Raw genomic sequence first — 14,258 nt, forward strand, 5'->3', positions numbered from 1 at the left:
TTATGCTTTTACCTCGAATTATTAGTGCCCTTGTGATGGCGTTATTATTTATTTACGCCGTCTTTATGCTGAAAGCGGGAGGCTTTCAGCTTGCGATAGGTGTGGTTGTGTTGTTTGCTGGATGGGAGTGGGCGCGTCTGTCTGGCATTACTTGCCAGCTTGGTCGTATTGCGTTTGCTGGCCTGGTCGGAACATTATGTTTTGGTGCGGCAATTTTTAACTTGCAGCGAGAAGTATTGTGGTTGGCGCCAGTGTTATGGTTGTTTGCGCTTTCTTGGGTGATCCATTATCCAGCTGAAAAACTATGGACATCACGTTTTGCGCGTATTGTCTTTGGGTTAATTGTTCTTGTTACAACCTGGTCGGCAATGGTCGTACTAAGAGACTCTAGTGAGTTTTTGATTTGGTTATTTGTTCTTATGGGGCTGATCTGGGGGGCCGATTCGGGTGCGTATTTCTCTGGCAAGGCATTTGGTAAAAGAAAGTTAGCGCCGAAAGTCTCACCAGGTAAATCTTGGGAAGGTGTGCTTGGTGGTTTGGTGGTCACTCAAGCTGGTATGGTTTTCTTTGCCTACTTCAGTGGCTTTTCTGTATGGGAGTGGTTGTTGCTTGTGGGAATCGCAGTAATAACTGTTTTAACTTCTGTTTTGGGCGACCTGACAGAGAGCTTGTTTAAGCGACATGAGTCTTTGAAAGACTCAAGTCAATTGATCCCAGGTCACGGTGGCGTAATGGACCGCGTTGATAGTTTAACCTCTGCTGCGCCGATTTACGTGTTATTGCTTAGTTTTGTGGGTTGGGTGTAATGCAAAAGATATGTTTGCTTGGGGCAACAGGTTCCATAGGTCGAAGTACTTTGGATATTATTTCTCAATACCCAAATCAGTTTGAGCTTGTCAGTGTGGCTGCTAACACTAGTGTTGAACGTATGGCTGAGATTTGTCATCAGTTTCAGCCAAAGCGAGCGGTGATGGGAACTGAGGCGGCGCGTGATCAGCTGGCTTCTCTATGCAGTGAATTGCAAACCCAGTTTGAGTGGGGGGGTGATGCGATGGAAAGTATTGCTGGCGACGAATGTGATCAAGTGATGGCCGCTATCATGGGGTTTGCTGGTCTTCGTCCGACACTAGCGGGAATACGAGCAGGCAAACGCGTGTTACTTGCAAATAAAGAGAGTTTGGTGACAGCTGGGCGTTTATTTATGGAAGAGGTTGCCAAACACAAGGTGACTCTTATGCCTATTGATAGTGAGCATAATGCGATCTATCAGTGTCTTCCGCAATCGGATTCAGGTGTAACGAAGCGTGATGTTGACAAAGTGTTGCTGACGGCTTCAGGCGGTCCGTTTCGAACTTACTCATACGATCAAATGAAGACGGTAACCCCTGCACAGGCCTGTGCACATCCAAATTGGTCGATGGGTCAAAAAATCTCAGTAGACTCGGCTAGTTTGATGAATAAAGGCTTGGAGTTAATTGAGGCTTGTTGGTTGTTTGATGTGACACCTGCAGATGTACAGGTAGTTGTTCATCCAGAAAGTATTATTCATTCCATGGTTTCCTACAAAGATGGATCTGTTATTGCCCAAATGGGTAATCCAGACATGAAAATACCGATTGCATATGGAATGACTTGGCCAGCACGGATTGAAACTGGTGTTGAGGCTCTTGATTTATTTAAAGTGTCTCAACTTAACTTTGAAGCGCCTGATCTTGAGCGTTTCCCCAATTTAAAGCTGGCTAGTGAAGCATGGTATTTAGGTGGCACAGCTATGGCTTGTCTGAATGCAGCCAACGAAGTGGCGGTTGCAGCCTTCTTAAAAGGGCAGCTTTCTTTTCTTGATATCGCTCGCTTAAATCAGCAGGTTCTTGAACGCTCTGATATTAAAGTTGTCAATGATCTGGAAGTGGTATTTGAGGCCGATGAACAGTCTCGAGTACTTGCGCAACAGTTGATCGCTTCGGAGTTTTCATAACATGATTCAAAATGCCTTATCTATTATTGTCGCACTGGGCGTATTGATTACTTTTCATGAATTTGGTCATTACATGGTGGCACGCCTGTGTGGTGTTAAGGTGCTACGCTTCTCTGTGGGCTTTGGTAAGCCTCTTTACAAGTACACAGCAAAATCCGGTACAGAGTTCACTTTAGCGATGATTCCGCTGGGGGGCTATGTGCGTATGTTAGATGGTCGTGAAGCTAATGTGCCAGAAGCGTTAAAAGATCAGGCATTCAATTATAAGAATGTATGGCAGCGTATTGCGATCGTTGCAGCTGGTCCTATTGCCAATTTTATTCTGGCAATCGTGATTTATGCTTTGGTTGCAGGGCTGGGGATTCAGACTATTGCTCCAAAAGTAGGTGTGTTGGCGCCGTCTTCGCCCATCGCGCAGACCAATATCGAAGTGGGGGCAGAGATTACTCAAGTGAATGGGAAAGTGACTCATTCATGGGAAGATGTAAATTTAGTGTTAGCAGACTTGATTGGTCAGAGTGGGAGTTATAGTGTTCGTTATCTTCCTCCTGGTTCGACTGTCGAAGAAGAAGATCTGTTTACGTTAGAGCGATGGCTTGTAGGAGAAGAGCCCAGTAATCTGATTTCTGCAATTGGTATTGTGCCTTGGCGGCCTCAAGTGGTGCCGACAATTGCTGACGTTGTGGCTGGAGGCGCTGCAGAGCGAGCAGGTTTTCAGAAAGGGGATACGGTACAAACGATTAACGGTGAGCTGGTCTCAGATTGGCAGAGTTTTGTTGTTTGGGTTCAGAAAAGTCCAAATGCAAAATTAATGGTAGAAGTCTTGCGCGATGGCGAGTTAAAAACACTCACATTAATACCTGCGGCAAGAGAAATTTCTGGTGTGGCAGTTGGCTTTGCAGGGCTTGCCGTTGAACCCCCTGTTCTCAATAGTGCAGACTTTCGAGAAAGGGAATTTGATGTATTTGGTTCACTTGGTTATGGTTTGCATCAAACTTGGCAAATGACAGCATTAACCGTTTCTTCTATCGGTAAAATGTTGCAAGGTTTGATATCCCTCGATAATTTATCGGGCCCGATAACCATTGCTAAAGTTGCAAGTGCTTCAGCTGAATCTGGAGTGCAATCGTTTTTGAAGTTTATGGCTTATTTAAGTGTGAGTCTCGGTGTTTTAAATCTGTTGCCCATCCCTATGCTGGATGGTGGGCATTTGTTGTTTTTTGGTATAGAAGCCGCGCGACGTAAGCCTGTTTCAGAAAGAATTCAGGGGGTTGCTTACCGCTTCGGAGCATCTTTGCTGTTCGCAATGATGGCCGTTGCTCTATTTAATGATATTGCCCGCTTGTAGAGAGGTATATGTGAAAGTCTTTGTAGCATCAGTGTTAGCGATTTGTAGTGCTCAAAGTTATGCGAAGACAGTGGCGGATGTGCGTGTTGATGGGTTGTTGCAAATGTCACCTGCGCGCGCATTCGAAACCATCGGTTTTCAGCGAGGACAAGGATACGATTCTTCTCGTGTTCATGAGGCAGTGAATAGTCTTTTTGCGACAGGGTACTTTAGTGATATTGAAGTATTCGAAGAAGATGATGTTGTTATCTTTAAAGTAATAGAGCGTCCGACGATAGGGCGAATAGAAATCGATGGTAATGACATGATTTCTACTGAAGACCTTCAGAGAGGCCTTCGTTTATCCGGTTTAGAAGAAGGTGAGCTGTATAAGCCTGAAACCTTAAACCAAATTCAACAAGAGTTGCAGCGTCAGTACTATGCACTTGGACGTTACAGTGCTCAGGTTAAGATGGATGTAGAGGAGCTCCCGCGAAACCGAGTTGCTCTCAATATTAATATCGAAGAAGGTGTTACGGCGAAAATCGTCCATATTAATATTGTTGGCAATAAGAATTTTTCTGATGAGGAGCTAACTGATAAGTTTCAATCTGCTGAGACGGGATACTTCAATCCATTTAGTTCTGCGGATGAGTACTCGAAACAGAAAATTCAAGGTGACTTGGAAACGCTGCGTAGTTTTTATCTCGATCGTGGTTACTTGGATTATGAACTGATCTCAAATCAAGTAAGCGTTTCGGCGGATAAGCGTGAAGTTTATGTGGTTGTAAACATCAATGAAGGTTTACCATATTCAATTAATGATGTTTCTCTAAGCGGTTCATTGCCAATTTCAGAGGATCGTATTTGGAAGCATGTTGATCAAAAAGTAGGCGACGTGTTCTCGCGCAAACAGACCACTGAAATCATGGAATCAGTATCTAGCGAGCTTGGTGATGATGGCTACTTGTTTACAAATGTAAATATTATTCCGAATAAGCTTCCAGATCATAAAGTCGATTTGACTTACCATATTACGCCAGGACCACAAGTGTATGTGCGTCGCATCAACTTTAGTGGCAATTCAGAAACTAAAGATGAAGTGTTGCGTCGTGAGATGACTCAGTTTGAAGGTACGTTAGCGACTCACACTAAGATTCAATCCTCGAAACGAGCGATTGAGCGCCTAGGCTTCTTCTCTAAAGTAGACCTTAAAACTCGTCCAGTTCCAGGTACTGTCGATCAGGTAGATCTCGATGTATCGGTTGAAGAGCAACCTTCAGGAAGTATCCAGGCAAGTATTGGCTACTCTCAGTCAGACGGTACTGTATTAGGCTTTGGTGTCTCTAAGCGTAACTTCTTAGGTTCCGGTAATAAGCTTGCGTTTAATATGAGTCGAACAAACCAAACTCAAGATTACACTCTCTCTTATGATAACCCATACTTTACGGTTGATGGCGTTAGTCGCGGTTACAGCCTGTTTTATCAAGTGAGTGATCACGATGATGATGATGTTGAAGACTACGATCTAGATAGAATTGGTGCGTCAGTGAACTTTGGTTATCCAATTACGGATACGCAGCGTTTGAGTTTTGGTGTCACTGTTAAGAACACAGGTGTGGACCTTGGCTCCAATCCTTCCTTGGAAACTCAAGCGTATTTAGATGAGTATGGCGACTCTTTCGATGATGTCATTGCGAATGTTGTTTGGACCGATAATGATATCGTTGGAGGGCTTTTGCCAACGGGTGGTGTTAGTCATCGAGTGACACTGGACGTTGCTACGCCAATAGGGGATCAAACCTACGCTAAGATTGGTGCTCTTTCTCAAGCGTATTGGAATCTGAGTGAGGATAACTTGTGGCTGTTTCATTTGAAGGGGCGAGCGGGTTATGGTTTTGGATATGGCGATACAGATCGTTTACCATTCTTTGAAAACTATTATGCGGGTGGCGTTTACACCGTTCGAGGATTTAGTGCTTCATCATTAGGCCCACGTAACACTTACAGTGACGACACTGAAACAGATTCTATTGGCGGTAATATGCTTGTCGCTGCTACTGCAGAAGTGATTTTCCCAATGCCAATGGTTGAAGACCACAGCTCTGTACGTACATCAATTTTCTTAGATGCTGGTAACGTATTTACGGACTACTGTTATTCAGGCAGTACCAGCTGTGAAGAAGGCTTTGATGCTGGAGAGATTCGATACAGTGTTGGTTTCAACTGGACGTGGATTACGCCAATTGCACCATTGTCATTCAACATTGCTAAAACACTAAATGATAAAAAAGGTGATGATACCGATGTGTTCCAGTTCCAGCTTGGTACAACCTTCTAATTGTTAAGGATTTTTTATGAATAAAATGATTACTTTGTTCTTGGTTGCCCTTTTAAGTGCGCAAGCAATGGCGTCTGAGGTTGCTGTTTTGGATTTCAGGGCTGCGTTGCTACAAAGCAAGGCAGGACAAGAAGCTGCGAAAGGTCCTCGCCAGCAAGTGGATCAAATGAAGGCGCGTTTAGATCAAGAGAATAAAGCGCTTAAGGACATGGTCGAATCTCTCAAGCGTGATGAATTAACGCTTTCTACGGAAGATTTGAAAAAACGTCGTGCTGAGGTAAATCAAAAGCAGGCTCAGTTGCGTCAAATGGTAGCTGCGATGCAGCAGCAAGCGCAACAGATGGAGCAGCAGCTTATTCAAAATTTGACACCTCAAGGTGAGGCAGCGTTGAAAGAGTTGATTAAAGAGAAAAAGTTAGACGCTGTGATTTCGCGACAAGCAGCGATTTACACAAATGAATCGGTTGATATTACAGCTGAGTTAATTGAAAAATTAAATAAAGAGAAGTAGTGAATGGGTTACACCCTTTCTGAAATCGCCGCCGCAGTAGGCGGCGAACTATTTGGTGATCCTGAATATACCGTTTCTGCATTGGGTAGCCTAGAGCACGCCACAGCTGAGCAGTTGAGTTTTCTTTCAAATCCTAAATTTTCTAGCCTGTTAGGTCTTTCTGAAGCTGGAGCAGTGTTGATACGTAACGTACAAGACGCTGAACAAGTTAGAAATGCCATAGTTGTTCGTAATCCTTATCTAGCCTTTGCTAAAGCTAGTGCTCTTTTTGCGGTACCAGGATATGGGTGGGAGCAGACCGTTCACCCAAGTGCTGTTATTCATAAAGACGCAAAAATTGGGATGAATGTCTCCATCGCACCCAATGTTTCGATCGGGGCTCATGCGCAGATTGCTGATGGGTGTGTTATCGGTGCAGGTACGGTTATCGGCGAGCAGGTGCAGATTGGTGAGAACACTCGCTTAGCTGCAAACGTCACTTTGTATGATCGGGTATGTCTTGGAGCTCGATGTATTGTTCATAGCGGCGCAGTAATTGGTGCAGATGGTTTTGGCTTTGCTCCTAATGATGGGGTTTGGGTCAAGATACATCAGTTAGGAAGTGTTTGTATTGGTGCAGATGTGGAAATCGGTGCGAATACAACGATCGATTGTGGTGCAATCGATGACACTATTATTGGTAATGGTGTTAAAATAGATAACCTCGTTCAAATTGCTCATAACGTCGTAATCGGTGATAATAGCGCGATTGCGGGTTGTGTTGGGATCGCGGGAAGTTCTGTGATTGGCAAAAACTGTACAATTGCTGGTGGTGCAGGTTTAGCGGGGCATATTACATTAGTTGATAATGTGCATATTACGGCAATGAGTTTAGTCACTCGCTCGATTGACACCCCAGGTTCTTACTCTTCTGGGACAGCTCTTGATTCTACTCAAAAGTGGCGCAAATCTGCTGCTCGTCTACGACGAATCGAAAGTATGGCTGCCCATATTTCTAAATTGGAAAAACAAGTTAATACGCTTTTAACAAAAGGTTAATGCATAAATGATGGATGTGAATGAAATTCGCCGTTACCTACCTCACCGTTACCCATTTTTACTTGTGGATCGTGTTGTCGAGTTAACACGTGGTGAATCAATTGTTGCGTACAAAAATGTGACGGTAAACGAACCGTTTTTTAACGGGCACTTCCCAGATCATCCAGTAATGCCTGGTGTTTTAATTATTGAGGCGATGGCTCAAGCAGCCGGTATTCTTGGTTTTAAAACCATGGATAAAACACCACAAGATGGCTCTATTTATTACTTTGTTGGTGCTGATAACACCCGTTTTAAACGTCCAGTTGTACCAGGTGACCGTCTTCAGTTAGAAGCGAAGATCTTGACCGAGCGTCGTGGTATCTGGAAGTTTGAAGTAAAAGCAACAGTTGAAGGCGAGCTAGTTTGTTCTTCTACCATTCTTTGTGCAGACAGGAAACTTTAAGTGTTGATACATCCAACTGCGATAGTTGATCCAAAAGCTGAACTAGACAGTGATGTTGAAATTGGTCCTTTTTGTATTGTCGGTCCAGACGTGCAAATTGGCGCAGGTACAGTGTTGAAGTCTCATGTCGTTGTGAATGGGCATACAATCATTGGCAAGGCTAATGAGATTTATCAATTTGCCTCCGTTGGTGAAGCAAACCAAGATAAAAAATATAAAGGTGAGCCTACTCAGCTTATCATTGGCGATGACAATGTGATCCGTGAAAATGCCACGATTCATCGAGGTACTGTTCAGGACCACGGGGTCACTAAAATTGGCTCCGGTAATCTGTTTATGGCAAGCACCCATGTCGGACACGACTGTGTTGTCGGTGATAACAATATTTTAGCGAATTACGCTGCTTTAGCTGGTCACGTTAAATTAGGCGATTCTGTTATTTTAGGTGGTTACACAGGTATTCATCAGTTCTGCCAAGTGAACTCGTATAGTATGTGTGGCATGGGGTCGATGGTGACTAAGGATGTACCACGTTATGTGATGGTATCCGGTGATCCCGCGAAAGCTCATGGTATGAATTTCGAAGGTATGCGCCGACGGGGCATGCCTGCAGAAGTGATCAAAGCTCTGCGCTCTGCCTATAAAATGGTTTACATCAAGGGTATGCCACTAGAGCTGGCATTAAGTGAGATTGAGTCGAGCGATATTGTAAAGATTCAAGAAATTGCTGATTTCGTGCTCTCAATACGTCAATCGAATCGAGGCATTGTTCGTTAGCAAGTAAGCTGAGTTTCGAAGAAACCCCGATTTTGTCGGGGTTTTTTTATGAAGGTTAACATTAACTATGAAAAAACGATTTGTAATTGTCGCGGGTGAGGCCTCGGGTGATATCTTAGGGGCCAACTTGATTGAGCATTTGAAAACACGCTTTCCTGATGCTGTTTTTGAAGGGATCGGAGGGCCGTTAATGATTGAAAAAGGATTTCACAGCCTTTTTCCTATGGAGCGTCTTTCTGTCATGGGGCTCATAGAAGTACTTGGGCGGTTACGTGAATTGTTGGGTATTCGAAAGACGATTTTGAATCACTGTCTTGAGTGTGATGTTACCGCATTTATTGGTATTGACTCGCCTGACTTTAATCTACCTCTGGCGCGTAAACTACGTTCAAATGGCATCAAAACAATTCATTATGTGAGTCCTTCTGTGTGGGCTTGGCGTCAAAAGCGTATTTTTAAAATCAAAGAGTCCGTTGATCTAATGTTGACTCTTTTCCCGTTTGAATTAGATATTTATAAAACGCATAACATACCCGCTGTATGTGTTGGGCATACCTTGGCTGATGAAGTGGCTTTTCATAGTAATAAGGAAGAAGCTCGTGAGCGATTAGGCCTAGCAACATCAGGTGATTGGTTTGCTGTCTTGCCTGGGTCTCGAGGTGGGGAAGTTAGTCGTTTAATGCCTGTTTTTGCTGAAACAATGAAGGTCATACAGCAGCAGGTTAATACGGCTCAATTTATTATTCCAGCTGCGAACCCAGAGCGTCGTATCCAGATAGAAACCATTCTTGCTGATGTAAATGTAGAGGCTACTATTGTTGATGGTCAGTCTCGTGATGTGATGGCGGCAGGTGAGGCCATTCTATTAGCGTCTGGTACAGCCGCTTTAGAGGCTATGTTGGTGAAGCGCCCGATGGTCGTAGCCTATCGGTTTACAAAATTAACCTATGCCATCATGAAGCGTATGATTAAAGTGCCCTATGTTTCCTTGCCAAACCTACTTGCTAAAAAGTCTCTGGTGCCTGAGCTGATTCAGGATGAGGCTTCTCCTGAAAAGTTAGCGAAGGCCTTATTGCACGAGTGGAAGCGCTTTGAAGAAGAGCCGCAGATAGAAAATACCTTTATGGATCTACATGAAATGCTATGTAAGAATGCGGGTGAAGCCGCGGCCAGTGCAATAGCGCAGGAGATCCAGAGTGCCTGAATTGGAACCATTTGTAAGCCTACAATATGACGGTGTACTCGTAGCGGGTGCAGATGAAGCTGGGCGAGGGCCTTTGGCTGGTGATGTCGTCGCTGCGGCAGTTATATTGGATCCTGAAAATCCTGTTGTTGGACTCAACGATTCAAAAAAACTATCAGAAAAAAAGCGTGAAGCCCTATTTGAAGAAATTCAAAACAAAGCACTAGCGTATAGCGTTGCTCGTGCATCCGTTGCCGAAATTGATGAGATTAATATTCTCCATGCTAGTATGTTGGCGATGAAGCGGGCAATTGATTCATTACCTATTGCTGCTGAGCATGCACTTATTGATGGTAACCGGATACCTAAAGAATTGCCTTGTCCAGCGGAAGCTGTCGTCAAAGGTGATGCACGACATGCTGCAATCGCAGCAGCCTCAATCCTTGCTAAAGTGACTAGAGACAGAGAAATCGTTGCTTTAGATAAACAATATCCTGAATACGGCTTTGCAAAACACAAGGGATATCCAACGGCGGTGCACTTGGCTGCCATCCAAGAGCATGGGGTATGTGATATCCATCGTCGAAGCTTCGGTCCAATAAAACGAATTATAGAAGGTTAATGTCATGTCTTCCTTTATCCACTTGAGGGTCCATACGGAGTTCTCTCTAGTTGACGGTCTAGTAAAGGTCAAAGGCTTGGTGTCTCAGGCTGAGAAGATGCAAATGCCAGCGGTCGCAATGTCGGACGAGAATAACTTGTGTGGCTTTGTGCGTTTCTATAAAGGCGCCATGGACAAGGGCATTAAGCCAATCTGTGGTGCAGATATACTTTTAGAAGCCGAAGGCTTGCTTGAGCAGCGTACTCGTATGACGCTTTTGGCAATGTCGAACCAAGGCTATAAAAATATCATCGAAGTCATCTCTAAGGGTTATCAGCTTGGGCAAGTAGAAGGTCGACCAATCATCAAACGAGAGTGGGTGGCAGAGCACAATGAAGACGTCATTGCTCTTTCTGGTGGTGTCAATGGTGATGTGGGTGTGTTATTGGCTAAAGGGTATGAGGCTGAGGCACGGGACTACTTAAAACGTTGGATGGATACTTTTCCAGGACGTTATTACGCTGAGGTTGTACGAACCTTTAGAGCGGGCGAAGAGGACTATATTCATGCAATCGTTCCAATTGCATCAGAATTTGATTGTCCTGTGGTTGCGACGAACGATGTGCGGTTTATCAATCGAGAGGATTTTGAGGCCCATGAAGCTCGTGTTTGTATATACGATGGCGTTACTTTAGAAGACCCACGTCGCGAACACAAATACACGGAAGAGCAGTACTTTAAGTCTTCCGAAGAAATGGAAGAGTTGTTTTCTGATCTGCCGGAAGCGATTGAAAATACTGTTGAAATAGCCAAACGTTGTAACGTTGATGTCTTGTTAGGGAAATACTTTCTGCCGGACTTCCCTGTTCCTGAAGGTATGACCATGGAAGAATACTTCCGTGAAATATCACATAAAGGGCTGGAAGAGCGTTTTGGAATTCTCGTTAAAAAGTATGGGGAGCGTATACTTACCCGACGCCAAGAATACATTGATCGTCTAAATTTCGAGCTTGATATTATTAACCAGATGGGGTTTCCAGGTTACTTCTTGATCGTAATGGACTTTATTCAATGGTCTAAAGACAATGATATTCCGGTGGGGCCTGGACGGGGGTCTGGTGCAGGTTCATTGGTGGCTTATGCCTTGAAAATCACAGATCTAGATCCACTTGAGTACGACCTACTATTCGAACGTTTCTTGAACCCTGAACGTGTTTCCATGCCTGACTTCGATATCGACTTCTGTATGGATAATCGTGACCGCGTGATCGATTATGTTGCTCGTCGCTACGGTCGTAACGCTGTATCTCAGATCATTACTTTTGGTCAGATGGCGGCTAAGGCGGTAGTGCGTGATGTGGCACGAGTACAAGGCAAATCCTATAGTTTAGGTGACAAGCTATCGAAACTCATTCCATTTGAAATCGGTATGACCCTCAAAAAAGCGCTTGAAGTCGAGCCTGCTTTGGTTGAGTTCATTGAAGGTGATGAGGCGGCTGCCGAAGTAATGGACATGGCGTTCTCGTTAGAAGGTACGGTTCGTAACTTCGGTAAACACGCTGGTGGGGTAGTAATAGCGCCAACGAAGCTAACGGACTTTGCCCCATTATATTGTGAAGAAGACGGAACGGGTCTTGTTACGCAATATGATAAAAATGATGTAGAGGAAGCTGGCCTAGTAAAGTTTGACTTCTTGGGTTTGAAAACCCTCACAGTTGTTGATTGGGCGCTAAAAACCATTAATGAGATTCATGCGCGAGAGGGTAAAGAGCCTCTTGACATTGCTCTGATTGATTTAGAAGACAAAGCGACCTACGACCTCCTTCAGCGAGCAGAAACGACAGCGGTATTTCAGCTGGAATCCCGTGGTATGAAAGAGCTGATTAAGAAGCTATTGCCGTCGCGTTTCGAGGATATCATCGCCTTGGTGGCACTTTACCGTCCAGGTCCATTAGGTTCGGGCATGGTGGATGACTTTATTAACCGTAAGCACGGTCGTGCTGAGCTTGCTTTCCCGCATCCAGATTACCAACACGAAGACCTTATTCCTGTACTGGAACCGACTTACGGAATCATCTTGTACCAAGAGCAGGTAATGCAAATCGCTCAGGTACTGGCAAAGTTTTCTCTCGGTGGCGCCGACTTGCTTCGTCGTGCCATGGGTAAGAAAAAGCCAGAGGTTATGCAAGAGCAGCGCTTGATCTTCATGGAGGGGGCTGCGAAGAATAATATTGATAAGGATTTATCGGGTAATATCTTCGATCTGATGGAGAAGTTTGCGGGTTACGGGTTCAACAAATCCCACTCTGCAGCTTACGCATTAGTATCCTATCAGACGGCATGGTTAAAACATCATTACCCTGCACCGTTTATGGCGGCAGTGCTGTCAGCCGATATGCAGAATACCGACAAGATCGTTATTTTTGTAGAAGAATGTCGTGCCATGAACCTCGCAGTTGATCTGCCAAATGTCAATGAGTCAGTCTACAAGTTTGCGGTTAACCAAAAAGGCGCCATTGTGTACGGCTTGGGTGCGATTAAAGGCGTGGGTGAGGGGCCGATTGAAGCAATTGTTGAAGCGCGTAAAGAAGGGCCCTTTAAGCATATATTTGATTTCTGTGAACGTGTTGGTCGTAAGGTCAATAAGCGTGTCATGGAGGCTTTGGTTCGTTCTGGTGCTTTTGATACGGTTGGTCCAAATCGTGCGACTTTGTTTGCCTGCATTGATGAAGCACTTAAACGTGCAGACCAAAATGCTAAGAATGAAGACGCAGGGATGATGGACTTGTTTGGTATTGCGGTCGAGGAATCGACTGAGAATGCATACGATGAAATTGGTATCGTACCTGAGTGGCATGGTCGTAAGCGTCTTGATGGTGAGAAAGATACCTTAGGCCTGTATGTAACAGGTCACCCAATTGACGACTACGAAAAAGAGATTCGCCGCTTTGCTCGTCAGCGGATTGTTGATTTACAGCCTAAGCGTGAAACTCAAGTGATGGCTGGCCTGATCGTTGAAATGCGGATTACTAAAAGTAAGCGTGGCGGTAATATTGCTTTTATTACCTTGGACGATCGCTCCGCTCGAATCGAAGTGGCGGTTTTCTCTGATACATTTGAGAACGTGAAGCAATACTTGGTGAAAGATCAAGTGGTAGTGGTCGAGGGGGAAATCAGTATTGATGAATTCCGTGGCGGACAAAAAGTATCTGCTCGTAATGTGCTAGATATGGCTACTGCTCGCATTCGCTATGTTGAAGCATTACGTATTGATTGGTTAGAAGAAGAAGTCACCCAACAAAACATCGATGCATTGGCTAGCCATATAGCACCTTATCGAGGTGATGGTTGCGATGTGGTGATTGGGTTTGAGACTAATCAAGCCACAGGGGATGTTAAGCTTGGGCCACAGTGGAAAATTCGACCGGATGACGAATTAATTCATGAACTTCAAAAACAATACGGTAAACAAAAAGTGCAGTTAGTGTATACTTAGCGCCATTTTATCATTCTTACACTCGCGTATCGTCAATGGAACGGCGCGATGGGATGTTCGAAGCTAGAACTTTCTGTAGAATAATCAGGCAACTTAATAGCAGCGTGTAAAAAATGAATCTAGATTACTTACCTTTTGAGCAGCCAATTGCTGAGCTCGAACAAAAAATTGAAGAGTTACGTCTTGTTGGTAACGATAATGATCTGAATATCAGTGAAGAGATTAGCCGACTTGAAGAGAAGAAGATTACTCTGACGCAAAGCCTATTCAGCAACTTAGGTGCGTGGGAAGTTTCTCAATTGGCGCGTCATCCAAAACGCCCATACACACTGGATTACATTAATCACGTATTTACTGACTTTGAAGAAATGCACGGCGACCGTCATTATGCGGATGATCGTGCCATTGTTGGTGGTGTGGCGCGCCTCGATGGTCGTCCTGTGATGGTTATTGGTCATCAAAAAGGTCGTGAAGTTAAAGAGAAAGTTCTGCGTAACTTCGGTATGCCTCGCCCAGAGGGCTATCGTAAAGCTTTACGCTTAATGGAAGCGGCTGAACGTTTCA

Annotated in this window: 12 protein-coding genes (1 of these 12 only partly in view); all 12 read left to right on the forward strand. The window is 44.4% G+C overall.

Going from position 1 to position 14,258, the window contains the following annotated elements; translation table 11 throughout:
• Positions 1-2: 2 nt before the first annotated feature.
• The gene (locus ACXAC1_RS13450; protein ID WP_475062058.1) at positions 3-806 is read left to right on the forward strand and encodes a phosphatidate cytidylyltransferase; all 804 of its coding nucleotides are present in this window, start codon (positions 3-5) and stop codon (positions 804-806) included.
• Positions 806-1,975 (forward strand): 1-deoxy-D-xylulose-5-phosphate reductoisomerase, encoded by a 1,170-nt coding sequence (ispC, locus tag ACXAC1_RS13455; RefSeq protein WP_475062060.1) that lies wholly within the window; start codon positions 806-808, stop codon positions 1,973-1,975. The genes ACXAC1_RS13450 and ispC overlap by 1 nt, the downstream gene beginning before the upstream one ends.
• A 1-nt stretch (position 1,976) precedes the next feature.
• A complete protein-coding gene (gene rseP / locus ACXAC1_RS13460) occupies positions 1,977-3,323 on the forward strand; it encodes an RIP metalloprotease RseP (protein WP_475062062.1) in 1,347 nt (448 codons plus the stop codon).
• A gap of 10 nt (positions 3,324-3,333) precedes the next feature.
• Positions 3,334-5,643 carry an outer membrane protein assembly factor BamA gene (gene bamA, locus ACXAC1_RS13465; protein WP_475062064.1) on the forward strand — a complete coding sequence of 770 codons (2,310 nt, stop codon included), beginning with the start codon at positions 3,334-3,336 and terminating at the stop codon, positions 5,641-5,643.
• Between the two features lie 16 nt (positions 5,644-5,659).
• Positions 5,660-6,154 carry an OmpH/Skp family outer membrane protein gene (locus ACXAC1_RS13470; protein ID WP_475062066.1) on the forward strand — a complete coding sequence of 165 codons (495 nt, stop codon included), beginning with the start codon at positions 5,660-5,662 and terminating at the stop codon, positions 6,152-6,154.
• Positions 6,155-6,157: 3 nt separating this feature from the next.
• Complete coding sequence (gene lpxD / locus ACXAC1_RS13475) at positions 6,158-7,192, forward strand: UDP-3-O-(3-hydroxymyristoyl)glucosamine N-acyltransferase (RefSeq protein ID WP_475062067.1); 1,035 nt, start codon at positions 6,158-6,160, stop codon at positions 7,190-7,192.
• 7 nt (positions 7,193-7,199) lie between these two features.
• On the forward strand, positions 7,200-7,637 hold the full coding sequence (gene fabZ, locus ACXAC1_RS13480; protein ID WP_133562914.1) for a 3-hydroxyacyl-ACP dehydratase FabZ: 438 nt from the start codon (positions 7,200-7,202) through the stop codon (positions 7,635-7,637).
• Entirely contained in the window at positions 7,638-8,414 is a 777-nt protein-coding gene (gene lpxA / locus ACXAC1_RS13485) for an acyl-ACP--UDP-N-acetylglucosamine O-acyltransferase (RefSeq protein WP_475062069.1), read from the forward strand.
• 67 nt (positions 8,415-8,481) lie between these two features.
• On the forward strand, positions 8,482-9,618 hold the full coding sequence (gene lpxB, locus ACXAC1_RS13490; protein WP_475062071.1) for a lipid-A-disaccharide synthase: 1,137 nt from the start codon (positions 8,482-8,484) through the stop codon (positions 9,616-9,618).
• A gap of 1 nt (position 9,619) precedes the next feature.
• Positions 9,620-10,219, forward strand: a complete 600-nt coding sequence (gene rnhB, locus ACXAC1_RS13495; RefSeq protein WP_475063832.1) for a ribonuclease HII — start codon at positions 9,620-9,622, stop codon at positions 10,217-10,219.
• Between the two features lie 4 nt (positions 10,220-10,223).
• Positions 10,224-13,694, forward strand: a complete 3,471-nt coding sequence (gene dnaE, locus ACXAC1_RS13500) for a DNA polymerase III subunit alpha (protein ID WP_475062073.1) — start codon at positions 10,224-10,226, stop codon at positions 13,692-13,694.
• A 113-nt stretch (positions 13,695-13,807) separates the two neighbouring features.
• Positions 13,808-14,258 carry the 5' end (the start) of an acetyl-CoA carboxylase carboxyl transferase subunit alpha gene (accA, locus tag ACXAC1_RS13505; RefSeq protein ID WP_475062075.1) on the forward strand. The gene runs 497 nt beyond the window's last position, so 451 of the gene's 948 nt are visible here — the first part of the coding sequence; the start codon lies at positions 13,808-13,810; its stop codon lies beyond the right edge, outside the window.

This window comes from Marinomonas sp. AWM4_232 (assembly GCF_056158325.1).

Coding starts and splice junctions, on each gene's coding strand:
- ACXAC1_RS13450 (WP_475062058.1), top strand. CDS start 3: ATGCTTTTACCTCGAATTATTAGTGCCCTTGTGATGGCGTTATTATTT.
- ispC (WP_475062060.1), top strand. CDS start 806: ATGCAAAAGATATGTTTGCTTGGGGCAACAGGTTCCATAGGTCGAAGT.
- rseP (WP_475062062.1), top strand. CDS start 1,977: ATGATTCAAAATGCCTTATCTATTATTGTCGCACTGGGCGTATTGATT.
- ACXAC1_RS13470 (WP_475062066.1), top strand. CDS start 5,660: ATGAATAAAATGATTACTTTGTTCTTGGTTGCCCTTTTAAGTGCGCAA.
- lpxD (WP_475062067.1), top strand. CDS start 6,158: ATGGGTTACACCCTTTCTGAAATCGCCGCCGCAGTAGGCGGCGAACTA.
- fabZ (WP_133562914.1), top strand. CDS start 7,200: ATGATGGATGTGAATGAAATTCGCCGTTACCTACCTCACCGTTACCCA.
- lpxB (WP_475062071.1), top strand. CDS start 8,482: ATGAAAAAACGATTTGTAATTGTCGCGGGTGAGGCCTCGGGTGATATC.
- dnaE (WP_475062073.1), top strand. CDS start 10,224: ATGTCTTCCTTTATCCACTTGAGGGTCCATACGGAGTTCTCTCTAGTT.